The organism is Rhizobium sp. LARHSG275, from assembly GCF_052871115.1.
In genome coordinates this window covers 20,989-44,521 of sequence record NZ_JBIXJN010000020.1, presented here as the reverse complement: position 1 = coordinate 44,521, position 23,533 = coordinate 20,989, and the positions used below count along the sequence as shown (strand labels likewise).

Genomic DNA, 23,533 nt, shown 5'->3' with positions numbered 1-23,533 from the left:
CAGTCATTCGCACGTGCGAAAGAAAAGCATTTGGCGCGGTCAGAGCGCCTTTTGCAATTCCGGCAGGACATCGAAGAGATCGGCGACCAATCCGTAATCGGCGACCTGGAAGATCGGCGCCTCCTCGTCCTTGTTGATGGCGACGATCACCTTCGAATCCTTCATGCCGGCCAGATGCTGGATGGCGCCCGAAATGCCGCAGGCGATATAGAGATCAGGCGCCACCACCTTGCCGGTCTGGCCGACCTGCCAGTCGTTCGGCGCATAACCGGCATCGACGGCGGCTCTGGATGCGCCGACGGCGGCACCCAGCTTATCGGCAAGCGGCAGGATGACTTCCCTGAACTTTTCCGCCGAACCGAGTGCCCGGCCGCCGGAGATGATGATCTTCGCCGAGGTCAGTTCCGGCCGGTCTGAGGCCGACAGCGCGTCGCCGATGAAGGTCGACAGCCCCGGGTCGGAAACCGCCGGGATTGCGTCGATCGTTGCCGAGCCACCCTCCGGCGCGGAGGCAAAGGATGCGGTGCGCACGGTGATCACCTTCTTGGTGTCCGTTGCCTGCACCGTCTGGATGGCGTTGCCGGCATAGATCGGCCGCTTGAAGGTGTCGGACGAGATCACCTCGATGATCTCGGAGACCTGGGCGACATCAAGAAGAGCAGCGACGCGCGGCAGAACGTTCTTGCCGACCGAGGTGGCGGCAGACAGGATCGTGTCGTAGCTGGCGGAGAGCGAAACGATCAAGTCGCCGAGCGGTTCGGCCAGATTGTTGGCGAGTTCGTCGCTTTCGGCCAGCAGCACTTTCGAGACGCCGGCAAGCTTGGCGGCTTGTTCGGCAGCAGGCTTGGCAGCCTTGCCGGCAACGAGAATATGAATATCGCTTGCCTGGTCCTTGGCGATCTTGGTTGCCGCCGTCAGCGCCTTGGCGGTCTGATCGGACAGGCTGGCATTGTCGTGGTCAGCCAGAAGAAGAATGGTCATGATATTGGCTCCTGTTCCCAGCTGATTACAGCACGCCGGCTTCGTTTTTGAGCTTGTCGATCAGTTCGGCGACCGACTTGACCTTGGCGCCGGCCTTGCGGCCCGACGGTTCCTCGGTCTTCAACACTTTGAGGCGCGGCGTGGTGGAGACGCCGAAATCGGCAGGGCTCTTCTTGTCGAGCGGCTTCTTCTTCGCCTTCATGATATTCGGCAGCGAGGCATAACGCGGTTCGTTCAAGCGTAGATCTGATGTGACGACCGCCGGCAGCTTGATCTCGATCGTCTGCAGGCCGCCATCGACTTCGCGGGTGACGGTTGCTTTGCCATCACCGATCTCGATCTTCGAGGCGAAGGTCGCTTGGGCAATTCCCATCAGTGCTGCCAGCATCTGGCCGGTCTGGTTGCTGTCGTCGTCGATCGCCTGCTTGCCAACGATGATCAGCCCCGGCTGTTCGGCATCGGCGACAGCCTTCAAGATCTTGGCGACGGTGAGCGGCTCTACAGCATCGTCGGTCTCGACTAGGATCGCCCGATCGGCACCCATCGCGAGTGCGGTCCTCAGCGTCTCCTCGGCCTTGGCCGGACCGATTGAGACGACCACCACTTCCTCGCACCTGCCGGCTTCCCTCAGCCGCAGCGCCTCTTCCACCGAGATCTCATCGAACGGGTTCATCGACATCTTCACATTGGTTAGCTCGACACCCGTGCCATCCGGCTTCACCCGGATCTTCACGTTGTAGTCGACAACCCGTTTGACTGGGACGAGTATCTTCATGGGGTCCTTCCTTCAGGAGAAACTGGCTTCGGAGCCTTTTTTAGAAAATGCGCGCTTGGGCGCCGCTCCGATTGTCGAATGGCGACATGGATACGCGTTTTTCCTCCAAATTCAACGCTTGCATGACGCCGGCAAGCGATTTGCCTCGGCAATATGTGGACGTTTACGTTCACGTCAATATCGTCAGCGTCGGCCCCAGGGAAAGCGCTGCGCCGTCCGCCCGTCCGTGCCGGCCGCGATGGCCGGGCCGGTGCCCGGGTCGTTTCTGACGGCGCGAGGCGTGACGATCTGCCGGTCGAAGAGCGGCACACCAGGCCGGCGGAACACCAGGATCAGGAAAGCGCCGGCAAGGATGCCGCCGACATGCGCGCCCCAGGAAACGTCGCCGTCAGACGCGATCGCCAGCATGAAGAACTGCTGCCCGATCCATAAAAGCAGCGGCACGAAGGCCGGCAGGGGCAACGGAACACGGAAAAACACCAGCACCCAGACCCGGACGCGCGGATGCAGAATGACATAGGCGGCAATGACGCCGGAGACCGCCCCCGATGCGCCGACCAGCGGCGCTTCCGAGGTCATGGTCAGCAGGCCGTGACAGAGCGCGCCGGCGGCGGCACAGATGAGATAGAAGATCAGGAAGCGCAGATGCCCCATCGCATCCTCGACATTGTCGCCGAAGACCCAAAGGAAGATCATGTTGCCGGCCAGATGCCAGAAGCCGGTATGAACGAAGGCGTAGGTGAGGTAGGTGAGGGGTTCCGGCACGATCTCCAGCCCTTGCGCCAGCACCGCGTGGCCGAAGGCGATTGCCGGGATATAGCCGAGCCCGACGGTCGTCGCCTGGGCTGCCTGTTCGTTCTCAAAACTGGTCAAAAGCCAGACCGCGATATTCAACGCCATCAATGCGAGCGTCACCCACTGAACCTTGATATGTTTCAAGGTATTGGCATCGTGAAGTGGTATGAACATAAAGGCCCCCCGGCGATCGTGATCGCGACAAGCCTATCTGTTTTTTCCCGGAACCCAAAGCACATCCGCATGGCCCCCGTCATTTGCATGACGTGCGGCGACGAAGAGGAAATCGGACAGGCGGTTGACATATTTCATCGCCGGCTCGCCGAGGATTTCGCCGTCGGTGCGGGCAAGCGCCACCATCAGACGTTCGGCACGGCGCGCAATCGTGCGGGCGAGATGCAGATGCGCGGCGGCCGGGCTGCCGCCTGGGAGGATGAAGGATTTCAGCGGCTGCAGATCGGCGTTCAGCTGGTCGATATCGCGCTCGACGCGGTCGACCTGCGTCTCCGAGATCCGCAACGGTTCATAGGCCGGCAGTTCGCCAGTGTCAGGGGTGGCGAGATCGGCGCCGAGATCGAAGAGGTCGTTCTGGATCGACATCAGCATGGCGTCGAGTTCAGGCAAGCCGGCCGTGTACAGCCGCGCCAGGCCAATCGCGGAATTGGCCTCGTCGATCGTGCCGTAGGCCTCGACGCGCAGATCGTCTTTTAGCCGGCGCGGGCCGGACACCAGCCCGGTCGTGCCGTCATCGCCTGTTTTCGTGTAGATCTTGTTGAGCTTGACCACGGTTTCCTCCTTGAATGACGATCAGGTCGGGCGGCCACCGCCGGTCAGCCAGAGCGTCAGCATGATCAGGATGACGGCGACCGCCTGCAACAGCACACGAAGCTGCATCAGCTTGTTGGAACGGTTGGCATCGCCGCCCTTCATCATGTTGAAGAGGCCGCGGATCAGGACGAGGGCGACGACGCCCATGACGATGATCGCGAGGATATAGGTGACTGTGGACATGGCATTCAGCTTTCTCAGTCCATCCAGCGCATCAGGCGGTAGAAGAGGTCTGCCGGAAGCAGCCGCTTCAGGAACATGCCCTGCTTGGCCGGAGTCGTTACGGGATAATGTGGCCTTGGATTTTTCGAGTTCAATGCGTGCTTCAACACGGAATAGACCGCTTCCGGGCCGAGCTTGTGGCGGTTGACCGGCCCCGATCCGTCGAGCCTCGCCAATTGCCTGACGTAATCGACCGCGTGCGGCGAATTCTCGAGATCGATATGCTCCTTGATCTTTGCGAGCGCGTTGGCGGTGAACCGTGTAGCGATCGGTCCCGGCTCGATCAGGCTCACATGGATGCCGCTGCCCTGCAGCTCCATGCGTAGGGTGATGCTGAGGCCTTCGAGCGCGAATTTGGAAGCGGTGTAGGCGCCGCGATAGCGATAGGGGACGACGCCGAGGATCGACGAGCATTGTACGATCCGCCCTTGGCCGCGTTTACGCATCGGCGGAATGACCTGCCGCGTCAGCTCATGCCAGCCGAAGAAATTCGCCTCGAACTGCGCGCGCAGCGTTGCCGTCGATAGATCCTCGACGGCGCCCGGCTGGCCGTAGGCGCCGTTATTGAAGAGCGCGTCGATCCGGCCGCCGCTGCGTTCCAGAACCGCGCCGACCAGATCGGAAATCGTCTCGGTCCTGGTATAATCCATCAGGAAGGCTTCGATGCCTTCCGCTTCCAGCCCCTTGAGATCGTCCGGTTTGCGCACCGTCGCGAAGACACGCCAGCCATCGGCTTTCAGCGCCCGCACGCAATGAGCGCCGATACCGGACGAACACCCGGTCACGACGATGGTGCGTTCTCCCGCCATGGAATGATTCCTGTACAAAATGGGACTCGTTTCCCATATTCGGCCAGAGGATACAATCTGGAAAGCCGGAGACGGAATGCCGAAGGTGCTGCGCACGATCTACGACGTAGTCTATGACGCGATCTGTCACATGGTCGAGGACGACGGCTTCGCCATGGCAAGCCATGTGGCGCTGTCGAGCCTGCTTGCGGTTTTCCCCTTCCTGATCTTCGGCACCGCGCTTGCAAGCTTCCTCGGCGCCGATCAGTTCTCCTCGACCGCCATCCACCTGATATTCGACACCTGGCCCGAGGCGATCGCCAAGCCGCTCGCCGACCAGGTGCTGCAGGTGCTGACCATTCCGCGCGGCGGGCTGCTGACGATCTCGGTGCTGGCCGCCGCCTATTTCGCCTCGAACGGCGTCGAGGCGCTCCGCATCTCGCTCAACCGCGCCTACCGGGTACAGGAAACACGGCCCTGGTATTTCACGCGTCTCGCCAGCCTCGGCTACGTGCTGATCGCGGTCATCATCTTTGCCGCGATCAGCATCCTGCTGGTCGCGCTGCCGCTGGCGCTCGATTATGCGCGCGGCTGGTTTCCGCTGTTTGCCGATACGCTCGACATCGTCTTCAGCTGGCGCATCTACGGCACGCTGGTGGTTCTGACGGTCGGACTGCTGGTCATGCATCTCTGGCTGCCGGCCGGCAAGCGGCGGGTCTTCGACGTCATTCCCGGCGTACTGTTGACGCTGCTTCTCTGGCTCGCCGGCGCGCTGATCTTTGCCTATTATCTCGCGACCTTCGCCAATTATACGGCAACCTATGCTGGTCTCGCCTCTGTCATGATCGTTCTGATCTTCCTCTACATGGTCGGCGTCATCTTCATCATCGGGGCGGAGATCAACGCGGCGCTGATCAAGTTCCGCGTCTTCCGGATGTTTTCGCACACGCTTTCGATCGTCGGCAGAGAGCGTGTCGAAAGCCATTCAGAGCCCGACAAGGCGGCGAATATCCGCAACTGACATGCCCTGGGCGCGCAATTCGCCAAGTGCGGTGTCGCCCTCGCTTTTCGAAAGTTTGCGGCCGTCGGCGCCGAGAATGAGACGATGATGATGATAGACCGGCTGCGGCAGGCCGAGCAGCACCTGCAATAGCCGATGCACCGATGTCGCGTGGAAGAGGTCGAGCCCACGCACGACATGGGTGACACCCTGCAGCGCATCGTCGACGACCACGGAAAGATGATAGCTCGATGGCGCATCCGAGCGTGACAGGATGACGTCGCCCCAGACGTTGGGCTCGGCGGCGATCTCACCTGTCCTGCCGTCGCCGGTTTCCGTCCAGAACAGCAGTTCACCGATCAGGTCGAGCGCCTTGCGCATATCGAGCCGCCAAGCATGTTTCTTTCCCGAGGTCAGCATGTCCCGCCATTCGTCTGCCGAACGCTCGCGATCATTTGCGGGATAATGCGGGGTGCCGTCGGGATCGCGCGGCCAGGATTCACCCGCCGCCTCGTAGGCGGCGACGCGCGCTTTCACCTCGCCGCGCGTCAGAAAGGCCGGATAGACCAGTCCGCGCTCGATCAGTGTGTGCAGCGCCGCCTGATATTCGGGGAAATGTTCCGACTGGCGCCGCACCGGGCTTTCCCACTTGATATCAAGCCATTCGAGATCGCTGAGGATGCCGGCCTCGAACTCTGGCGTGCAGCGCGTCTGGTCGATATCCTCGATACGCAGCAGCAAGCGGCCTTGTTCGGCATCCGCCATGTCGCGGTTCAGCAGGGCCGACAGGGCATGGCCGAGATGCAACGGTCCGTTGGGGCTCGGCGCAAAACGAAAGACAGGTTTTTGACGCTCACTCGTGGTCATGCTTTCTTCTGCCATGGATTCGAATTTTGAACCACTGCGAGGCAGAGTGCAGATCATCCGCAACGAAGACGATGTCAGGCAGGGGCTCGAAGCGCTGCTTCGCCTCGATCCGCGTCTTGCACCGATCGTCGCGGAGGCCGGGCCTATTCCGCTGCGGCTGCGCGAACCCGGCTTTGCCGGCCTTGCCCATATCATCGTCTCGCAGATGGTATCGCGCGCCAGCGCCGACGCGATCTGGCGGCGCATGCTGCCGGCGGACGGTCTTTTGACTGCCGAAGGCTACGTGCTGCTTCACGCCGACGCATGGCGCGAATTCGGCTTGTCGCGCGCCAAGGCCGAGACGCTGTCGCGGATTGCCGAAGCGGTCGCCTCCGGCCGCCTCGATCTCTCCGGGCTCTGCCTGAAGCCGCCGGGCGACGCACTTGGCGAACTGACCGCGCTGAAAGGCGTCGGACCGTGGACGGCAGAGGTCTATCTGATGTTTTGCGGTGGCCATGCCGATGTTTTCCCAGCCGGCGATGTCGCGCTGCAGAATGCCGTCGGGACGGCTTTCGGTCTTGCAGCACGGCCGCCGGCAAAGGCGCTGACCCAGCTTGCGGAAGTCTGGTCGCCGTGGCGTTCGGTGGCGGCACGGCTTTTCTGGGCCTATTACGCCACGAAAATGCGCCGTGACATGGTGCCGATCGGCTGATCGGCAACACTCTTCAAATTGCCTTTATCCTCTGAATTTATTGGACTTCACAATCCTGTAACAACCGGCCTAATATACAGGTGCAGATGCCGAATCGATCAGGAGAGTCCCTTGACGATTGCAGTCTCCCCACAGGCCCTGCCAGCGCTCGTCCTGAACGCTGACTACCGGCCACTGAGTTATTACCCCTTGTCGTTGTGGTCCTGGCAGGACGCGATCAAGGCGGTATTTCTCGACCGTGTGAACATCATTGCAGAATATGAACATTCGGTTTCCTCGCCGAGTTTTTCGATGCGGCTTCCGAGTGTCGTGTGCCTGAAGACTTACGTTCAGCCGTCCCGCAATCCCGCCTTCACCCGGTTCAACGTCTTCCTGCGCGACCGGTTCGAGTGCCAGTATTGCGGCGCTGATGACGACCTGACCTTCGACCACGTCATCCCGCGCGCCCATGGCGGCGAGACCACCTGGGAGAATGTCGTGGCAGCCTGCTCGCCCTGCAATCTGCGCAAGGGCAGCAAGCTTCCGAAGCAGGCAGGCATGTTCCCGGCGCAAAAGCCCTACCAGCCGACGGTACAGGATCTGCACAATAACGGCCGGCTGTTCCCGCCAAACTATCTGCATCAAAGCTGGCTCGACTATCTCTACTGGGATACCGAACTACAGCCCTGATCGAACGGCCTGCAGCATCGCGCGTCTTTTCAGACGCGCAAAAGACGCTGTACATTTCGGTTTCCTGCATAATTTATGCAGTGGCGGCCTTGCAAACGCCGACAAAGGCGAAGGCCGCAAGCAGGATTCCGGCAATCACATTCCAGCCGGCAAAAGACAGGCCGAGCACGCGAAGCGCCGCGTCGGTGCAGGACGGGCCCTTGATGGTGTTGAGCTCACCGAGCAGATCGCCGGCATTGGTCGTCATGCTGCTTGCCGTCGTCGAGCAAGTGGCCGGACCGGGCCAGAAATGCCATTCGACGCCGGCGTGATAGACACCCATGCCTGCCGTCACCAGCATCAGGATGCCGGCCGCGAGAATGAGCGCCCGGGTGATCCAGTTCGGCAGTCCGACGAGTTCGGAGATTGCGGCCAGGATCGCGATCGGGATGGCGTAATAATAGGGCTGACGCTGCAACAGGCAGAGCGCACAGGGAATATAGCCGCCGATATACTGGAAGCCGAGCGCCGTTCCGACCGCCGCCGCCATACCGATGGCGAGCAACAGGGAATAAATAAAGCCGGGGCGGGCGAGAGGCGAGGAAGTGGCAGTCATGGCGGAGCTCCGCGAAATTGGCTCAGTGGGCAAACAGTTTATAAGCGATTCCGAGTGTGATGAGGACGCCGGCACCGATGCCGACGATCTGACCAAGGCGTTTCTCGACGAAGTGGCGGATCGGCTCACCATATCGACGAAGCAGCCACGCCAAAAGCAGGAACCGAGCACCACGAGCCACGATGGCCGAGATAACGAAGAAGCCTAGATTCATTCCAATGACGCCAGCCATAATGGTCACGACCTTAATCGGCGGAAGGTGTGCTAAGCCGGAAGTCACCAGCAATAGTAACAGGATTTCCCATTCGCCGTGGATCGCGCTTCGCAATCGCTCGAAATCATCGAATTTGCTGTAGAACTCAAGAACTGGTCTGGCGATTGCGTCATAGGCGTAATAGCCGAGCGCCCAGCCGGCGATGCCGCCGAGCACGGAGGCGACAGTTGCAATCAGCGCATAACGATAGGCGCGTTCCGGCTTGGCAAGCGCCATCGGCAGGAAGAGCACATCGGCGGGGACGAGAAAGACGGAGCTTTCGACGAAGGCGATGACGGCGAGCCAGACTTCGGCCGATTTGCGCGAGGCCAAAGACATGGTCCAGTCGTAAAGTCTGCGGAGCATTCCGTTTCCTTCCTGTTGCGGTGCAAAAAGCTTTAGGGGCCGTGCGCGGCGCTGTAAATGCTCGCCCGTGTCCTTCCTGCCACCGCCGTCGAAAAATTTTCGTGATGCAGGCCATCGGCGCCTCTCCCAAGATTTGACGGGATTGCGAATCGGCCATTCTGCGGCAAGCTGATTTAGGGTCGACGTGCAGGGTGGCATGAGAATGTTCAAAGTGATCGAAGGCGGCCGTGGACAGGCCGTGCAAATGGATGGGCTCTCCGCAGAGGGGCGTGGACCAAGCAAAGACGACGTGCGCCGGGAGGCTGCGCGACGGATCAGCGAGAGCGATTATCATCTGTCCCGCGTCCGGGAATTCGCGACCGGCGTGCCAATGCTGGCGTCTCTCAAACACTTGTCGCTGCAGATCGATTTCGCAGCCGAGGCGTTGTCGCGGCTCGATCCAATCCCGGAGGATTTCTGCGCCGACGGTTATTGGCCGGCGGGCTGAGGCAATCCCGCTACGGCGCCGCGCGTCTGGGGATTTAATCCCTATGCCTGTCGGAACAACGGCTTTGGCGCATGGTTTCCTTCTCATGATCAACAAAATCCCGAGGAGGATATTCCCATGCGGATGAAACTTGCTGCAGTCTCGCTGCTCGCTCTTGGCATGGCGGCGTCGGCTTTTGCACAGAGCAACCCGCCGCAGGCTCCGACCAACAGCGGCGCCAATACGCCGAGCAGCTCGGAATATAACAGCACCGGCAACAGCGGCAGCGGCACGACGGTACCACTGGATCCGAATGCAACGAACAGCACGACGAACAATGGCTCCGGCGGTTCGATGAACATGCCGATGAACAAGGCAAATTGCCCGGACCAGCCGAGCGGCAATTCGCTTCAGACGCAAGGCGGCAACAGCGGCACGACGACCAACGAAGCTTGCCCCGACAAGTAGTCTATCATTTTGCGAAACGCCGCAGCTCTATCCGAGAGCTGCGGATCCCGTCTCAGGATAGGTCCATCGACTTTTCCCATTGCTGCCGCAGGACGTTCATTTCCGTCCGCTTCTGGGCCATTTCGCTAACGGCGGCACGCAGATGCGGATGGCGCGACATGAACATGTTGAAGTCGCGCCGCTCGAGCACCTCGAACTGGCAGAAGTCGACGGCGATGACGTCGGCGGTGCGCCGTCCGCCAGTCAGCAGCGCCATTTCCCCGAAGAAGGCGCCCGGCTCCAGGCGTATCGCGCCGCTGGCGAGCCGCACTTCCACCGCGCCAGAGGAGATGAAATACATGCTGTCGCCGCGGTCGCCGCGGCGGATGACGCGTTCGCCAGGCGGCGCGGATTTCGCCTTGAAGAGCAGCAGCAGCTCCTCCTGCGCGTCCTCGTCGACCTCGGAGAACAGCGGGAAAGTCTCGATCAGCTGCTGCATCTTCAGTTGATGCTGGCGCTCGCGCTCTTCGCCGAGCTCCCTGATCTTTTCGAGCTCTTTGCCGAGCGCCTTCTGTCTGCTCCTGCCGTAGCTTTCCCAGAGGGAGGGCCATTTCGAATGGATGTATTTCTTCAGGCCGTCGGTCGCAAAGATCACGATCGGATTGAGGGTGATCGACAGGATTGCGGCGGCCAGGATCAGATCCTGGCCCTCATGCGGCAGGAGCCCGAGCGAGACGCCGAGGCCGGCGAGGATGAAGGAAAACTCGCCGATCTGGGCAAGGCCGCCGGCCAGAGTCAACCCCATGCTGATCGGATATCTGAGCAGGATGACGATCAGGAAGGTGATGATGCCTTTGCCGAGGATGACGAGCGCCAGCGCGCCGATCACGGCGAGCGGCTGACGCACCAGGATCGAGGGATCGAAGAGCATGCCGACGGAGACGAAGAACAGCACGGAGAAGGCATTCTGCAGCGGCAGCGAGTCGGCCGCCGCCCTGTGACTGAGCTGGGATTCGCTCATGACGACGCCAGCGAAAAAAGCGCCGAGCGCAAAGGAGACGCCGAAGATCGCCGCCGAACCGAAGGCGATGCCGAGCGCGATCGCCAGCACCGTCAGCGTAAAGAGTTCGCGCGAGCCGGTGCGGGCGATCATCGTCAGCAGCCAGGGCACGATGCGAGGGCCGAGGAAGATCGCCATGGCGGCGAAGGCCGCCACCTTCAGCAGCGTCAGGCCGATCGTCAGCACCAGCGGCAGGTCGCCGAGCCCATGATTGGTCGTAATGCTGGCATTGCCACCCAGAAGCTCTGCGAGCGCCGGCAGCAGCACCAGCGCCAGCACCATCACCAGATCCTCGACGATCAGCCAGCCGACGGCGACGCGTCCGCTCGCCGCGCTGACGAGATTGCGCTCCTCCAGCGCCTTCAAGAGCACGACGGTGCTCGCCACCGACAGGCTGAGGCCAAGGACGATGCCGGCGCCGAGGCTCCAGCCCCAGAGCTTGCAAAGACCGATGCCCAACAGGGTGGCGAGGATAATCCGCCCGATCGCGCCCGGCACGGCGATGCCGCGCACGGCGAGCAGGTCGGAGGCGGAAAAATGCAGGCCGACGCCGAACATCAAAAGGATGACGCCCATTTCGGCGAGCTGGCCGGCAAGGGCGGTATCGGCGACGAAGCCCGGCGTGAACGGACCCATCAGGATGCCCGCCATCAAATAACCGACGAGCGGCGGCAGCCGAAGCCGGTCGGCGCCATAGCCCAGGATCGCCGCGAAAACGAAACTGACGGCGACCGTCGCGATAAGTCCTACTTCCTGATGCACGTCCGCCCTCTCTTGTGATCGCGGCGGCCACTCTGGACGAAGCGCAAGCAAAATTAAACAGTTGATTTGGGGGATGGGCTCCTGTTTGAAGTCTTCGTTCTCAGTCGCTGGCCAGTGCGGCGCAGACGTCGCCACGGCACGGTCGGGCCGTCACCGATGTTGGAACCACTTGCGTCTTGTCTCGTTGGCCTTTCATCAAGAAAGGAGAACGATATGCGGAAGATCATCCTAAACTGTACTGTGGCGGCTCTTGCCGCCTGCTCGTTTGCAGCGCCTGTTCTTGCCGACAGCGTCTATGTCAGGGAGCGTTCTTATGACGACGGCTATCGCCATGAGCGGGTACGACCCGGCATCACGATCAGCGAAGGTGGCGTCACCTTCGGTGCTGTGCGCGAGCGTGAGCACCGCCGCTATCGCGATAATGGCTGCGAAACCAGGAGCGTCACCCGACAGACCGACGAAGGCGAGGTCACCAGGACGGTCCGGCGCTGCAATTAACGAAAAAATATGCGATAAGCACGAAACCCGGTTCCGACGAGCCGGGCTTTCGCCTTTCGTGGCGCGAATAACTCAATGCGGTGGTGAAAGTCGTCTGTCGGTGTTATGAGCACGCCTTTGGTAAAAGCGCGTTCCCAGCGCAAACACCGCCCGCACAGGATTTTTCAGAATGATTGAGCTTACGCCGTCCCAGATCGCCGCACTTAAACTCGCCAGGGATGGAGACCTTTATCCTCAGCCGGCCAATAAATGGACGCACGAGAACGCGACGGTGACTTATGCAAAAACTGACCGGTGGAAAGAGCGGCCGCAGAAAATAAAATCGGTCACTGCCAAGACGCTGGGCGAGCTGAAGGAGCCGGGTTTTCTGGAGAGGCGGCATCTGAATGACGACGCATCAAAAGACGTCTACGGCATCACGATGGCCGGCAAGATGTGGTTGCTGAAGAATAAGTAAGCTTCGCTAGATACGAATTATGTTGCGTGGTCCTGTGTCGGGTTTTTGAGGCAGGGACACTACGCGACAATAATTTGAGATGATGGTGCCCCATGCCGGAGTCGAACCAGCACTTCTTTCGAAACTCGATTTTGAGTCGAGCGCGTCTACCAATTCCGCCAATGGGGCAACGGATACGAACGGGCGGCTGTCTAACATGCGAGCGCCCGGGCGCGCAAGACGGGCAAGCGAAGTTATCGGACTGATCCGGTAGAGAGATCCGGCCTCGCTTCGAGGCCGGATCCTGTTTGATATCAATGGGCGGCGGCCGGTGCCGGGTTGCTCAGGCCAGACTTCTTCAGCGTAATCGCCAGGATCGAGGCCAGCAGGCAGAAGGCGCCGGCGACGAAGAAGGCGGGCAGGTAGCTCGAAAGCTCCGTGCGCGAGAGGCCGGCGCCATAAGCGGCCGTGGCGGCTCCCAGTTGATGTCCGGCAAAGACCCAGCCGAAGACGAGGCCGGTCTTTTCGCGGCCGAAGCGGTCGGCGGCGATCTTGACGGTCGGCGGCACAGTGGCGATCCAGTCGAGACCGTAGAAAATGGCAAAGATGGAGAGGCCGTAAAAGCTGAAATTGCTGAAGGGCAAGTAGAGCAGCGAGAGACCGCGCAGGCCGTAATACCAGAACAGCAGCCAGCGATTGTCGAAACGGTCGGACAGCCAGCCGGAACCAATGGTGCCGAAGAAATCGAAGATGCCCATGACAGCCAGCACACTGGCCGCGGCCACCGGTACAATGCCGAAATCGCCGCACAGGGTGACGAAATGGGTCTGGATCAGGCCGTTGGTGCTGAGACCGCAGATGAAGAAGGTGGCAAAGAGGATCCAGAAGGTCGAGGTCTTTGAGATTTCCTTGAGGACGGTGATCGGCGTCATCAGCGCGGCGCCAAGCGAGGTGCTTGCCGGTGGTGGCGTCACCTGCGTTTCGCCGAAGGAGGGCAGGTCGAGATCGGCTGGCCGGTCGCGCATGAAGGCAAGCACGGCAAGGGCTGCAACCATGATCATGGCGCAGACGAAAAACACCGTCGAGCGCCAGCCGTAACGTTGCGTCAGTTCCGCCATCAACGGCAGAAAGACGAGCTGGCCGGTGGCCGAGCTTGCCGAGAGCATGCCGACGACGAGGCCGCGATGCTTGGTGAACCAGCGGCTGGAGACCGTTGCGGCGAGCACCATGGCCGTCAGACCCGTGCCGAAGCCGACGACGATACCCCAGAGCAGCAGCAACTGCCACAGCGTCGTCATGAACAGCGAACCGACGAAGCCTGCGCCGATCAGCGCTAAGGCGAAGACGATGACCTTGCGCACGCCGAAATAATTCATGAAGGCGGCGGCGAACGGACCCATGAAGCCGAAAAGGATCAGACGGATCGCAAGGGCCGAGGAAATCTGCGATGTCTCCCAGCCGAATTCGTCCTGCAGTGGCTTGATGAGAACGCCGGGTGCGCCCATGGCGCCGGCGGTGACCAGCATGGTGAGGAAGGTCGCGGCGACGACGACCCAGCCGTAATGGATGTTGCGCCGAGCAAGAGAGGAGGCAAGGGCTGTGGAAACCATGGGCAAGATTCCGGTTGAATTCAGGTCTTAGGAGATACTGGACCGATTTACATGATGGACATCATATTTCTTGCGTATTGATGATGGACGTCATATATTTTGTCAAGCGCCTATTTCTGGAGATGACGAATGCGGGTCAGCCGCGAAAAATTTGCCGAGAACCGCGAAAAGATCCTGAGCGTTGCCGGCGTGCTTTTCCGCGAAAAGGGTTTCGACGGGGTGGGCGTCGCCGACATCATGAAGGCGGCGGGGCTGACGCATGGCGGCTTCTACGGTCATTTCGGTTCGAAGGACGACCTGGCATTTGAGGTCAGCCGCAAGCTGATCGACAAGGTCGAAAGGCGCTGGAAGGAACATATCGCCGAATCGCCCGACCGGCCGTTGGCAGCGCTTCTCGATCATTATATCCACTGGCGCACGGTTGACGATCCCGGCGGCAGCTGCGTCTTCGCAATGCTGATCCAGGAGGTCAGCCGCAGCCGCGGCGCGGTCCGCGCGGTTTTCAGCGATGGGCTGTCCGTGCTGGTCGACACGCTTGCCGATATCGTTCCCGGCGAAACGGAAGAGAAGCGTCGTGCCAATGCGACGACGACACTGTCATCGATGATGGGTGCTGTCATTCTTGCCCGCGCGGTCGAGGACAGGGCGCTTGCCGAGCAGTTTTTGGTGACGATGCGCCGGCAGCTCGATCCTGAAAGCCAGACATAATCTCAGTCGCGAAAGGCGATGGTTTCGATCTCCGCGCGGAGAGGGATCTACTTTGCATGTGCTGAGGACCGAGAAGCCAGCGGCTACTTGAAACCGGCGATGGCGTGCGGGACGTAGGGTGCTTCCAGTGCCGCGATTTCCTCGGCGGTAAGCTTGACCGAGAGCGAGGCAACGGCGTCTCTGAGGTGGTTGGGTTTGGACGCGCCGATGATCGGGGCGGTCACCGCAGTCTTCTGCAGGATCCAGGCGGTTGCGACCTGGGCGCGGGAGATGTTGCGGGCAGTGGCGACTTCGGCCACGGCCCCGACGATCTTGCGGTCGGCATCGATGGACTGGGTGTAGAGCGTCTTGCCGAATTCGTCGGTTTCGCTGCGTGCCGTCGTCTCGTCCCAGTCACGGGTCAGGCGGCCGCGGGCAAGCGGGCTCCAGGGGATGACGGCGATCTTCTGATCCTCGCAGAGTGGCAGCATTTCGCGCTCTTCCTCACGGTAGAGCAGGTTCAGGTGGTCCTGCATGCTGACGAATTCGGTCCAGCCGTTCAGTCTGGAGACATAGAGCGCCTTGGCGAATTGCCAGGCATACATGGAGGAGGCGCCGATATAGCGGGCCTTGCCTGATTTGACGATGTCGTGCAGCGCTTCCAGCGTTTCCTCGATCGGCGTCGTGTAGTCGAAGCGGTGGATCTGGTAGAGATCGACATAGTCGGTGCCGAGACGACGCAGACTGTTGTCGATCTCGTCGAAGATCGCCTTGCGCGACAGGCCGGCGCCGTTCGGGCCCGGCCGCATGCGGTTGAACACCTTGGTCGCCAGCACGATGTCCTCGCGCTTGGCGAAATCTTTGATGGCGCGGCCGACGATCTCCTCTGACGAACCGTTGGAATAGGTGTTGGCGGTGTCGAGGAAATTGATGCCGAGGTCGATCGCCTGCTTGATCATCACCCGGCTTTCTTCTTCCCGCAGGCTCCAGGCATGATTGCCGCGGCCGGGATCGCCGAAGGTCATGCAGCCCAGGCAGATTTTCGATACTTCGAGACCGGTCTTTCCGAATTTTACATATTCCATGAAACGACTCCGTGATGAATTGGATGACCCCCAGGCGGCTCTCCATGATTTAGCGCGAGATCGCCAAAGTCGCAGGGCGGCAAATGAAGAATCTACGCTGCATGCGCACAATGATCCGTGATCGACTTCTGAAGCTCATCGCTGTCGATTCCGGCTGCAGCTTGCACATCCGCGCCGCAAGATGTTAGCTGACGCAGCATTTTATCGGAATCCGACCATGCAGCTGCCGTCACACGATCGCTACGACGATCTCTATCGCGATTTCTCCTGGCGGATTCCGGAGGATTTCAATATCGGCCGCGCCGTCAGCGACGACTGGGCCGCAAGAGATCCGGAGCGTGTCTGCCTTGAGCATTTCAGCCTTGACGGCGATCATCGCGCAATGACCTATCGCGCGCTCGCCGACCTTTCCTCGGCTTTTGCAAATGCGCTCGTTTCACTTGATATCAAACGCGGCGATCGCGTCGCGCTGCTATTGCCGCAATCCTTCGAAACGGTGATCGCGCATGTGGCGATCTATAAGACCGGCGCGATCGCGCTGCCACTGGCGCTGCTCTTCGGCGTCGAGGCGCTGGAATACCGGTTGAAGGCGGCAGGTGCCGCGGCCGTCGTCACCAACGGCTTCGGTCTCGAACGCATCCGGCAGATCCGCGGACGCCTGCCGGCGTTGAAGCATATCGTCAGCATCGACGGGGCGAGTGCCGATGCGACTGCTTTCGCCGAACTGGCGGATGGCCATCCCCCTGTCTTCGACATCGCCAAGACCGGTCCGGACGATCCGGCGCTGATGATCTTTACCTCCGGCACGACGGGGCCGCCCAAGGGTGCGTTGCATGGTCATCGCGTTCTGCCCGGCCATATTCCCGGTATGCAGTTTGCCCATGAGGGTTTTCCGCAACCGGGCGACAAGGTCTGGACGCCGTCCGACTGGGCTTGGGCGGGCGGTCTGCTCAATGCGCTGCTGCCGAGCCTTCTGCTCGGCGTTCCCGTCGTCTCGTCGCCGGCGCAGAAATTCGATGCCGGCATGGCTTATCGCATCATGGCTGAGATGAAGGTGCGCAATGCCTTCATTCCGCCGACGGCGCTGAGATTGATGCGGTCCGTGTCCGATCCGCGCTCGAAATATGATCTGGTGCTGCGCACCATCGGCTCGGCCGGGGAGGCGCTCGGCCGCGAGACCTATGAATGGGCGCGGCATACGCTCGGCATCACCGTCAACGAATTCTACGGCCAGACGGAGTGCAATTTCGTGCTCGCTTCCAGCGCTGCTTATGGCGTCACCAAGGCCGGTGCCATCGGACGGGCAGTGCCCGGGCATCGCGTCGCGATCGTCAGCGAGACGGGCGACGAGTTGCCCGTCGGCGAACCGGGCCAGATCGCCATCGCCGGTCCCGATCCTGTGATGTTCCTCGGCTATTGGGACGATGCGGCGGCGACCGAACGAAAATTCGCCAAGGGCTGGCTGCTCACCGGCGATATCGGCCGGCAGGACGCTGAGGGCTACGTCACCTTCGAAGGCCGCGACGACGACGTCATCACCTCGTCGGGATATCGCATCGGCCCGGCCGAGATCGAAGACTGCCTGATCGGCCATCCCGCCGTGCAGCTTGCCGCCGCCGTCGGCAAGCCCGATGCGGTGCGCACCGAGATCGTCAAGGCCTATATCGTGCTTTCACCGGGCCATCATCCAAGCGAGGCGCTGGCCGCCGACATAAGGGAATGGGTGAAGACGCGGCTTTCGATGCACGAATATCCCCGTGAGGTGGAATTCATCGATGCCTTGCCGCTGACGACCACCGGCAAGGTGATCCGCCGGCTGCTGCGGGAGAGGGCGGCGGCTGAAGGTTAGCCTCGCCCGGCAAGCGACATGATCTTTTCGCGCAGCATCTTCGCCATGTTGCGGGTGCTGCGGTACATGTGGAGCTGGGCGGTGACCTGGCGCATGTCGCGGTCGCCGTTCTGCATCAGGCCGATCACCAGTGTTCCCATCTCCTCGCGCTCCTGCCAGAAGCGGCTCATGATCGGATGATCCGAGACGGCGCAGGAATCGGACCGCACGATATTGGCATCGTCGAGATGCCATTCGGTGAGTTCGCTCATCAAAAGCTTGCCCGGCGAATAGCGGGCATAGTTTTCATCGTAGGCGGTCTTCCAGGTATAGGCCTCGCCGCCCATCATCAGCACGACGATGGCGGCGATCGCCTTGCCGTTGAGATCGATCGTGTGAATGCGCACGGCATCGACGGCGGCAAGGTTCGACACCGCCTCGCGGGCGAAGGCCGTATGATAACGATCGGTGACGAGAGCGCTTCGCCGCTTGCCCTTCCAGCCCCCGGCTTCCATTGCCAGGAATTCCTCGAAGCGGACATGAATTTCGCGCGGTTGGCGGGCGACAGCATAGACCGTTGTTCCCTGTTCCTCCAGCAGGCGCCACTGCCGGCGCATCTCGCGCATATGCGAGGAGGAGATGGTTTTGCCGAGATAGGCCGGCGCCTCTTCCTCGCTCTGCAGCATCGGGCGCAGGTAAGGATTGGTGACGGTGACGGGAAGATTGCGGCTGAGCGCCACGGCCTTGAGCATGCGCACGAAGATACCGTTCAGCCTGAGATCCGGCAGAACCAATATGCCGGGCAGATTGAGATCGCGGGCGGTCAGTCCCTCGAAGAGATTGTCGAGCGTCTCGGCGGCATCCTCGCCATCGACGAGCGGCGTGCCGAGCGGACCGAAGCTGTTCGACCAGCCGCGGATGATCGACGGGCCGACGGCGAAGCCCGGCTTGTCGACCGAAAACGGCAAGAGTAAGCGCATACGGCTGCGGCCGGCATTGTGATCGCGGATCAGGGCGAAGTTCACCTGCCGGTCTTCGAGCCGCGGCATGGCGGGGGCGAGGAAACGGCCGGAGAAAAAGACGTTCGGCTCCATCGCCCGGTTGGAGAGGAAATCGAGCTCATCCTGAAGCTCATAACCGAGCTTGCCGGGATAGATGCAGAGCTCGCGGCCCGGCCGGCCGATCTCGGAGCGAGCCTCGGCCCGCGGTGCTTCGAAATTCAACGCGGCGAGATCATGCACCATGCGGTTTGCGGCGCTGTCAGTGCTTTCGGTAACGGGGGGAACACGCACCATCTATCGAACTCTCATTTCAGGCGTTGCGGTGGAGGGGCTGGCGAAGGCGAAAAGGACGATGCCGAGCGTGCGGCGCACGGCCATATGCAGCAGGATCGCCTCGACGGCCATGGCGGAGGCCGTGGCGATCGCCGTGCCCTCGATGCCGTAATGTGGGATCAATGCGAGGTTGAGGCTGACATTGGCCGTCAATGCGCCGGCATAGAGTGCGACGCAGAGGTTCTGCTTGCCTGCCATCATCAGCAGCGTTTCGGCCGGGCCGACCAGCGATTTGGCAAGGATGCCGGCGAGCAGGATAGCCATCACCAGATAGCCTGATGTAAAGGCGCCGCCGAAGAGCGACAGCAGCAGATGGCCGGCCGCAAGCACGACAAGGCCGACCCCGAGTGCCGGCCAGAAGGTCCAGCGGGCGGCGTCGATGGCAGCGGTTGCCAGCTGGGCGTGGTCGCCTTCGGCGATGATCGAGGAAAAGCGTGGGCCGGAGGCCGCCTTGACCGAGAAATTGATGAAATGCACCAGCGCCATCGTCTTGGCGGCGGCGAAATAGATGGCGACGTCGTGCGGCTCGAGGAAGATGCCGACGACGACGACATCGGAATTGGTGAGCAGGAAGCTCACGCCCTCGATCAGGAAAATCGGGAAGGCGACGCTGAACCAGGCGAGGAAATCGACCTTGCGCGGGCCTTCGTCATAATGCCGGCGAAGGCGGTAGAGCGTTGCGACATACTGGCCGAGAGCGGTGACGAAGGTGGCGACGAGTGCTGCCTGCATTGCGGTGACGGCCGTGTGCTCGGCGCCGATGGCAATCGCGATCAGCATGAAGAGGATGATGAGGATCGGGCGGACGATGTAGACCGGGCTCAGCGCCATCACCGGCCAATGGTTCGCCCGTGATGTGCCTTCCAGAATGTCGCCGAGCGCGATCATCGGCATGGCGAGCAGGCCGATGAAGATCGGGACGAGATAATAGACCTGGATCATATCGCCGAAGAAATGCAGCCCGAGCATGCCGGCGGCGAGCACCGCCGTGCCGGACAGCAGCGCGAAGATCCGCGCCGTGCCGGTCAGGCCGCGGATTTCCTCGAAGGCGCCGGCAGCCCTGTATTGCGGCAAGAAGCGGACGATCGCGGTGTGGAAACCGAGGCATGAGAGATCGCCGAAGACGACGACCAGCACCCAGACGAAAACGAAGATGCCGTATTCATACTCGCCCATCAGCCGGGCAAGCACGATCTGGGAGACGAAGGCGAGTGCTGCGCTGAGGATACGGATCGAAAACGCCGTCAGCGCCATGCGTTGGGCGGCCGCCTTCTCCCCGCGTTCGGTGAGCACGGCGGCAAGCATGCGCAGCGTACGGCCGCCGATTGGGCGCAGGCCCGCGGGCAGCATCTTCTCCGCTGTTTCTATGACCGCCATGATGAACACGCAAAACTCTGAGGTCAGGCAAATCGCCCCTGAAGTCTTGACAGGACAGGGTTAAGAAACGGTTCCGGATTGGGCTGCCGTCCAACGCTGAAATTCGGATTTTCGGCGTTGCCGCAGAAAAGAAAATGCCGCCCGAAGGCGGCATTTTCGCGGATCTTTGCGGGCTTGCCTCAGACCTGCTCGAAGGCGCCGTGGCAGTGCTTGTATTTCTTGCCGGAGCCGCAGGGGCAGGTCTCGTTGCGGCCGACCTTGCCCCAGGTGGCGGGATCATCCGGGTTGCGGTTTTCAGGCGAAACGATGACTTCCGACGCCTGGTAGATCGCCGGGGCGAAATCGTCCTCGCCGGTCGTCGGATCCAGATGATGGGCCTGCATCAGCGGCGGTTCAGGCTCGGCAGGCGCCTGCTGCACCAGTTCGACGCGCATCAGCTGGGCAGTGACGGCCTCGCGCAGATTGTTGAGCAGCGCGGTGAAGAGCTCGAAGGCCTCCGACTTGTATTCCTGTAGCGGATCGCGCTGGGCATAGCCGCGGAAGCCGATGACGGAGCGCAGATGGTCCAGGTTGACGATGTGCTCGCGCCAAAGATGATCAAGCGTCTGCATGACGATCGAGCGTTCGACATAATGCATGATGTCGTCGCCGAAACGCTCGGCCTTTTCCGTGAAGGCCGCATTGGCGGCTTCGGTCAGGCGCTCGCGGATATCGTCCTCGCCGATTCCTTCTTCCTTCACCCAGTCCTCGACCGGCAGGTCGAGATTGAGGATGTTCAAAGCGCCGGTCTTCAGGCCGACAGCATCCCATTGTTCGGCATAGGCGCGCTCGGGGATATGCTTGTCGACCATGTCCTCTATCACCTCGCGGCGCATGTCGGAGACGGTCTCGGATATGTTGGTCGATTCCATCAGTTCGAGGCGCTGCTCGAAGATCACCTTGCGCTGATCGTTGAGAACGTCGTCATACTTCAACAGGTTCTTGCGGATATCGAAGTTGCGAGCTTCGACCTTCTTCTGGGCGCGCTCCAGGGCCTTGTTGATCCAGGGATGGACGATCGCCTCGCCTTCCTTGAGGCCGAGCTTGGTCAGCATGCTGTCCATGCGGTCGGAACCGAAGATGCGCATCAGGTCGTCCTGAAGCGAGAGGTAGAACTTCGAGCGGCCGGGGTCGCCCTGACGGCCGGAGCGGCCGCGGAGCTGGTTGTCGATGCGGCGGCTTTCATGGCGTTCGGTGGCGATGACGTAGAGGCCGCCGGCTTCGAGCGCCTTCTGCTTAAGCTGTTTGATCTCCTCGATGATCGCCTGGATCCGGGCGTCACGCTCCGGACCGGCTTCGACTTCGCCGAGTTCGCGCTCGATGCGCATGTCGAGGTTGCCGCCGAGCTGGATGTCGGTGCCGCGGCCGGCCATGTTGGTGGCGATGGTGATGGCACCCGGCACGCCGGCCTGGGCGACGATATAAGCTTCCTGCTCGTGGTAGCGGGCGTTCAGCACCTTGAAGTCGTCGAAGCCCTGCTTGCGCAGGCGCTCGGCGAGCAGTTCCGATTTCTCGATCGAGGTGGTGCCGACCAGCACCGGCTGACCGCGCTTGTGGGCGTCGAGGATCTCTTCGATGATCGCCTTGAACTTTTCGTCGAAGGTCCGGTAGACCTCGTCATCCTCGTCGAGGCGCTTGATCGGCAGGTTGGTCGGGACCTCGATGACATCGAGATTGTAGATATTGGCGAATTCTTCCGCTTCCGTCTGCGCCGTACCGGTCATGCCGGCGAGCTTGTCGTACATGCGGAAATAATTCTGGAAGGTGATCGAGGCCAGCGTCTGGTTTTCCGGCTGGATCTGCACCTTTTCCTTGGCTTCGAGCGCCTGGTGCTGGCCTTCCGAATAGCGGCGACCCGGCATCATACGGCCGGTGAACTCGTCGATGATGACCACTTCGTCGTTGCGGACGATATAGTCCTTGTCGCGCTGGAAGAGCTTGTGAGCCTTCAGCGCATTGTTGATGTGGTGGACGATGGCAACGTTCTCAATGTCGTAGAGCGCGTTGCCCTTCAAGAGGCCAGCCTGGCGGAGCAGGTTTTCCAGCTTCTCGGTGCCCTCTTCGGAGAAGTTGGCCGAGCGCTGCTTTTCGTCGATCTCGTAATCGCTGGGAGCCAGCATCGGAATGAAGGCGTCGATCGTATTATAGAGTTCGGAGCGGTCGTCGAGCGGACCGGAGATGATGAGCGGCGTGCGCGCCTCGTCGACGAGGATCGAGTCCACTTCGTCGACGATCGCGAAGTTGTGGCCGCGCTGGACCATCTGGTTCTTCTCGTACTTCATGTTATCGCGCAGATAATCGAAGCCGAGTTCGTTGTTGGTGGCGTAGGTGATGTCGCAGGCATAGGCCGCGTGACGTTCCTCGTCGGAAAGGCCGTGGACGATGACGCCGGTGGTCATGCCGAGGAAGCCGTAGACGCGGCCCATGTTGGCGGCATCGCGCTGGGCGAGGTAATCGTTGACGGTGACGACGTGCACGCCCTTGCCGGAAAGCGCGTTCAGATAGACCGGCAGGGTGGCGACAAGGGTCTTGCCTTCGCCGGTTTTCATCTCGGCGATCGCATTCGAATGCAGGATCATGCCGCCGACCAGCTGTACGTCAAAAGGTCGCAGGCCGAGGACGCGGCGCGAGGCTTCGCGCACGACAGCAAAGGCCGGGATCAGAATGTCGTCCAGCGTCTTGCCCTCGGCGAGCAGGGCGCGAAACTCCACGGTCTTTGCCGCGAGCTGCTCGTCCGTCAGGGCCTTCGTCTTCTCTTCGATAGAGTTGATGGCAATGACGTTCGGCTGGAAGGACCGCACGCGGCGGTCGTTGGAAGACCCAAATAACTTGCGGGCTATACCGCCAAAGCTGACCATATGACTGGCCCTTTCTCAATATTCATCCCCGGCGTTTCTTGTTCGCGGCCCAGCCGAAAATCAGGCGCGCGCCTTAAAACGCCCGGAAACTGTTCTGGACGCGAGGTTGCGTGACAGATAAGAGGGGGGTCGAATGATGTCAACGGATTTGGCGGATACAGAAAGGCCACAATCCGGTGTTGATGGCTATTTTGGGCCGGATTCAGGGGATGCTGA

The 23,533-nt window shown here is 61.3% G+C and carries 24 protein-coding genes and 1 tRNA gene; 9 read left to right on the top strand and 16 right to left on the bottom strand.

Annotation, left to right across the window (positions count from 1 at the left end; all coding sequences use genetic code 11):
* Nucleotides 1-39 precede the first annotated feature (39 nt).
* The 6 genes from ACIPSK_RS24915 to ACIPSK_RS24890 form a co-directional block, all read right to left on the bottom strand.
* Nucleotides 40-981, bottom strand: coding sequence for an electron transfer flavoprotein subunit alpha/FixB family protein (locus tag ACIPSK_RS24915; protein WP_162116787.1), 942 nt, complete (start codon nt 979-981; stop codon nt 40-42).
* Between the two features lie 25 nt (nt 982-1,006).
* Nucleotides 1,007-1,756 carry an electron transfer flavoprotein subunit beta/FixA family protein gene (locus ACIPSK_RS24910; protein WP_162116786.1) on the bottom strand — a complete coding sequence of 250 codons (750 nt, stop codon included), beginning with the start codon at nt 1,754-1,756 and terminating at the stop codon, nt 1,007-1,009.
* 183 nt (nt 1,757-1,939) lie between these two features.
* The gene (locus ACIPSK_RS24905) at nt 1,940-2,725 is read right to left on the bottom strand and encodes a rhomboid family intramembrane serine protease (RefSeq protein ID WP_162116785.1); all 786 of its coding nucleotides are present in this window, start codon (nt 2,723-2,725) and stop codon (nt 1,940-1,942) included.
* A gap of 33 nt (nt 2,726-2,758) precedes the next feature.
* Nucleotides 2,759-3,337: a cob(I)yrinic acid a,c-diamide adenosyltransferase gene (locus ACIPSK_RS24900; protein WP_162116784.1), complete on the bottom strand. Its 579-nt coding sequence runs from the start codon at nt 3,335-3,337 to the stop codon at nt 2,759-2,761.
* Nucleotides 3,338-3,358: 21 nt separating this feature from the next.
* Nucleotides 3,359-3,562: a twin transmembrane helix small protein gene (locus ACIPSK_RS24895; RefSeq protein ID WP_064247712.1), complete on the bottom strand. Its 204-nt coding sequence runs from the start codon at nt 3,560-3,562 to the stop codon at nt 3,359-3,361.
* Nucleotides 3,563-3,576: 14 nt separating this feature from the next.
* Complete coding sequence (locus ACIPSK_RS24890; protein ID WP_162116783.1) at nt 3,577-4,410, bottom strand: SDR family oxidoreductase; 834 nt, start codon at nt 4,408-4,410, stop codon at nt 3,577-3,579.
* Between the two features lie 76 nt (nt 4,411-4,486).
* On the opposite strand from ACIPSK_RS24890, the gene ACIPSK_RS24885 reads away from it, so the two are divergent.
* Nucleotides 4,487-5,410, top strand: coding sequence for a YihY/virulence factor BrkB family protein (locus ACIPSK_RS24885; protein WP_162116782.1), 924 nt, complete (start codon nt 4,487-4,489; stop codon nt 5,408-5,410).
* Here the strand turns inward: ACIPSK_RS24885 and gluQRS are convergent.
* Nucleotides 5,375-6,256 carry a tRNA glutamyl-Q(34) synthetase GluQRS gene (gene gluQRS / locus ACIPSK_RS24880; protein ID WP_162116781.1) on the bottom strand — a complete coding sequence of 294 codons (882 nt, stop codon included), beginning with the start codon at nt 6,254-6,256 and terminating at the stop codon, nt 5,375-5,377. The two genes, ACIPSK_RS24885 and gluQRS, sit on opposite strands and share 36 nt — an antisense overlap.
* Here gluQRS and ACIPSK_RS24875 point away from each other — a divergent pair.
* Nucleotides 6,255-6,947: a DNA-3-methyladenine glycosylase family protein gene (locus tag ACIPSK_RS24875; RefSeq protein WP_162116921.1), complete on the top strand. Its 693-nt coding sequence runs from the start codon at nt 6,255-6,257 to the stop codon at nt 6,945-6,947. The genes gluQRS and ACIPSK_RS24875 overlap by 2 nt on opposite strands.
* 111 nt (nt 6,948-7,058) lie before the next feature.
* Complete coding sequence (locus ACIPSK_RS24870; RefSeq protein WP_017966367.1) at nt 7,059-7,616, top strand: HNH endonuclease; 558 nt, start codon at nt 7,059-7,061, stop codon at nt 7,614-7,616.
* Nucleotides 7,617-7,689: 73 nt separating this feature from the next.
* Here ACIPSK_RS24870 and ACIPSK_RS24865 read toward each other — a convergent pair whose 3' ends face one another.
* Both ACIPSK_RS24865 and ACIPSK_RS24860 read right to left on the bottom strand, forming a co-directional pair.
* Nucleotides 7,690-8,211 (bottom strand): disulfide bond formation protein B, encoded by a 522-nt coding sequence (locus tag ACIPSK_RS24865; RefSeq protein ID WP_162116780.1) that lies wholly within the window; start codon nt 8,209-8,211, stop codon nt 7,690-7,692.
* Between the two features lie 22 nt (nt 8,212-8,233).
* The gene (locus ACIPSK_RS24860; RefSeq protein ID WP_017966369.1) at nt 8,234-8,830 is read right to left on the bottom strand and encodes a YqaA family protein; all 597 of its coding nucleotides are present in this window, start codon (nt 8,828-8,830) and stop codon (nt 8,234-8,236) included.
* Between the two features lie 196 nt (nt 8,831-9,026).
* Here ACIPSK_RS24860 and ACIPSK_RS24855 point away from each other — a divergent pair, with 196 nt between their 5' ends.
* Nucleotides 9,027-9,317 (top strand): hypothetical protein, encoded by a 291-nt coding sequence (locus ACIPSK_RS24855; protein WP_162116779.1) that lies wholly within the window; start codon nt 9,027-9,029, stop codon nt 9,315-9,317.
* Nucleotides 9,318-9,434: 117 nt separating this feature from the next.
* Complete coding sequence (locus tag ACIPSK_RS24850) at nt 9,435-9,764, top strand: hypothetical protein (protein ID WP_017966371.1); 330 nt, start codon at nt 9,435-9,437, stop codon at nt 9,762-9,764.
* Nucleotides 9,765-9,816: 52 nt separating this feature from the next.
* Here ACIPSK_RS24850 and ACIPSK_RS24845 read toward each other — a convergent pair whose 3' ends face one another.
* On the bottom strand, nt 9,817-11,565 hold the full coding sequence (locus ACIPSK_RS24845) for a cation:proton antiporter domain-containing protein (RefSeq protein WP_162116778.1): 1,749 nt from the start codon (nt 11,563-11,565) through the stop codon (nt 9,817-9,819).
* A gap of 213 nt (nt 11,566-11,778) precedes the next feature.
* Between ACIPSK_RS24845 and ACIPSK_RS24840 the strand changes: the two genes are divergently transcribed.
* Nucleotides 11,779-12,063 carry a hypothetical protein gene (locus ACIPSK_RS24840; RefSeq protein WP_162116777.1) on the top strand — a complete coding sequence of 95 codons (285 nt, stop codon included), beginning with the start codon at nt 11,779-11,781 and terminating at the stop codon, nt 12,061-12,063.
* 169 nt (nt 12,064-12,232) lie between these two features.
* The gene (locus ACIPSK_RS24835) at nt 12,233-12,520 is read left to right on the top strand and encodes a hypothetical protein (protein ID WP_162116776.1); all 288 of its coding nucleotides are present in this window, start codon (nt 12,233-12,235) and stop codon (nt 12,518-12,520) included.
* Nucleotides 12,521-12,603: 83 nt separating this feature from the next.
* Here ACIPSK_RS24835 and ACIPSK_RS24830 read toward each other — a convergent pair.
* Nucleotides 12,604-12,688: transfer RNA gene (locus tag ACIPSK_RS24830), tRNA-Leu, on the bottom strand.
* A gap of 125 nt (nt 12,689-12,813) precedes the next feature.
* Entirely contained in the window at nt 12,814-14,109 is a 1,296-nt protein-coding gene (locus tag ACIPSK_RS24825) for an MFS transporter (protein WP_017966375.1), read from the bottom strand.
* 129 nt (nt 14,110-14,238) lie between these two features.
* Here ACIPSK_RS24825 and ACIPSK_RS24820 point away from each other — a divergent pair, with 129 nt between their 5' ends.
* Nucleotides 14,239-14,817, top strand: coding sequence for a TetR/AcrR family transcriptional regulator (locus tag ACIPSK_RS24820; RefSeq protein WP_162116774.1), 579 nt, complete (start codon nt 14,239-14,241; stop codon nt 14,815-14,817).
* An 83-nt stretch (nt 14,818-14,900) separates the two neighbouring features.
* Here the strand turns inward: ACIPSK_RS24820 and ACIPSK_RS24815 are convergent, their stop codons facing one another.
* Nucleotides 14,901-15,881 carry an aldo/keto reductase gene (locus tag ACIPSK_RS24815; protein ID WP_162116773.1) on the bottom strand — a complete coding sequence of 327 codons (981 nt, stop codon included), beginning with the start codon at nt 15,879-15,881 and terminating at the stop codon, nt 14,901-14,903.
* A 217-nt stretch (nt 15,882-16,098) separates the two neighbouring features.
* Here ACIPSK_RS24815 and ACIPSK_RS24810 point away from each other — a divergent pair, with 217 nt between their 5' ends.
* Nucleotides 16,099-17,730: an AMP-binding protein gene (locus ACIPSK_RS24810; RefSeq protein WP_162116772.1), complete on the top strand. Its 1,632-nt coding sequence runs from the start codon at nt 16,099-16,101 to the stop codon at nt 17,728-17,730.
* On the opposite strand, the gene ACIPSK_RS24805 is transcribed toward ACIPSK_RS24810, so the two are convergent.
* The 3 genes from ACIPSK_RS24805 to secA form a co-directional block, all read right to left on the bottom strand.
* On the bottom strand, nt 17,727-19,004 hold the full coding sequence (locus ACIPSK_RS24805; RefSeq protein WP_162116771.1) for a GNAT family N-acetyltransferase: 1,278 nt from the start codon (nt 19,002-19,004) through the stop codon (nt 17,727-17,729). The two genes, ACIPSK_RS24810 and ACIPSK_RS24805, sit on opposite strands and share 4 nt — an antisense overlap.
* Nucleotides 19,005-20,420 (bottom strand): lipopolysaccharide biosynthesis protein, encoded by a 1,416-nt coding sequence (locus tag ACIPSK_RS24800; RefSeq protein ID WP_032985212.1) that lies wholly within the window; start codon nt 20,418-20,420, stop codon nt 19,005-19,007.
* Between the two features lie 179 nt (nt 20,421-20,599).
* Nucleotides 20,600-23,317: a preprotein translocase subunit SecA gene (gene secA / locus ACIPSK_RS24795; RefSeq protein ID WP_162116770.1), complete on the bottom strand. Its 2,718-nt coding sequence runs from the start codon at nt 23,315-23,317 to the stop codon at nt 20,600-20,602.
* Nucleotides 23,318-23,533 lie beyond the last annotated feature (216 nt).

Coding starts and splice junctions, on each gene's coding strand:
- ACIPSK_RS24905 (WP_162116785.1), bottom strand. CDS start 2,725: ATGTTCATACCACTTCACGATGCCAATACCTTGAAACATATCAAGGTT.
- ACIPSK_RS24865 (WP_162116780.1), bottom strand. CDS start 8,211: ATGACTGCCACTTCCTCGCCTCTCGCCCGCCCCGGCTTTATTTATTCC.
- ACIPSK_RS24855 (WP_162116779.1), top strand. CDS start 9,027: ATGAGAATGTTCAAAGTGATCGAAGGCGGCCGTGGACAGGCCGTGCAA.
- ACIPSK_RS24860 (WP_017966369.1), bottom strand. CDS start 8,830: ATGCTCCGCAGACTTTACGACTGGACCATGTCTTTGGCCTCGCGCAAA.
- ACIPSK_RS24810 (WP_162116772.1), top strand. CDS start 16,099: ATGCAGCTGCCGTCACACGATCGCTACGACGATCTCTATCGCGATTTC.
- ACIPSK_RS24805 (WP_162116771.1), bottom strand. CDS start 19,004: ATGGTGCGTGTTCCCCCCGTTACCGAAAGCACTGACAGCGCCGCAAAC.
- ACIPSK_RS24885 (WP_162116782.1), top strand. CDS start 4,487: ATGCCGAAGGTGCTGCGCACGATCTACGACGTAGTCTATGACGCGATC.
- ACIPSK_RS24815 (WP_162116773.1), bottom strand. CDS start 15,881: ATGGAATATGTAAAATTCGGAAAGACCGGTCTCGAAGTATCGAAAATC.
- ACIPSK_RS24850 (WP_017966371.1), top strand. CDS start 9,435: ATGCGGATGAAACTTGCTGCAGTCTCGCTGCTCGCTCTTGGCATGGCG.
- ACIPSK_RS24890 (WP_162116783.1), bottom strand. CDS start 4,410: ATGGCGGGAGAACGCACCATCGTCGTGACCGGGTGTTCGTCCGGTATC.
- ACIPSK_RS24835 (WP_162116776.1), top strand. CDS start 12,233: ATGATTGAGCTTACGCCGTCCCAGATCGCCGCACTTAAACTCGCCAGG.
- gluQRS (WP_162116781.1), bottom strand. CDS start 6,256: ATGACCACGAGTGAGCGTCAAAAACCTGTCTTTCGTTTTGCGCCGAGC.
- ACIPSK_RS24915 (WP_162116787.1), bottom strand. CDS start 981: ATGACCATTCTTCTTCTGGCTGACCACGACAATGCCAGCCTGTCCGAT.
- ACIPSK_RS24895 (WP_064247712.1), bottom strand. CDS start 3,562: ATGTCCACAGTCACCTATATCCTCGCGATCATCGTCATGGGCGTCGTC.
- ACIPSK_RS24875 (WP_162116921.1), top strand. CDS start 6,255: ATGCTTTCTTCTGCCATGGATTCGAATTTTGAACCACTGCGAGGCAGA.
- secA (WP_162116770.1), bottom strand. CDS start 23,317: ATGGTCAGCTTTGGCGGTATAGCCCGCAAGTTATTTGGGTCTTCCAAC.
- ACIPSK_RS24910 (WP_162116786.1), bottom strand. CDS start 1,756: ATGAAGATACTCGTCCCAGTCAAACGGGTTGTCGACTACAACGTGAAG.
- ACIPSK_RS24800 (WP_032985212.1), bottom strand. CDS start 20,420: ATGGCGGTCATAGAAACAGCGGAGAAGATGCTGCCCGCGGGCCTGCGC.
- ACIPSK_RS24825 (WP_017966375.1), bottom strand. CDS start 14,109: ATGGTTTCCACAGCCCTTGCCTCCTCTCTTGCTCGGCGCAACATCCAT.
- ACIPSK_RS24820 (WP_162116774.1), top strand. CDS start 14,239: ATGCGGGTCAGCCGCGAAAAATTTGCCGAGAACCGCGAAAAGATCCTG.
- ACIPSK_RS24840 (WP_162116777.1), top strand. CDS start 11,779: ATGCGGAAGATCATCCTAAACTGTACTGTGGCGGCTCTTGCCGCCTGC.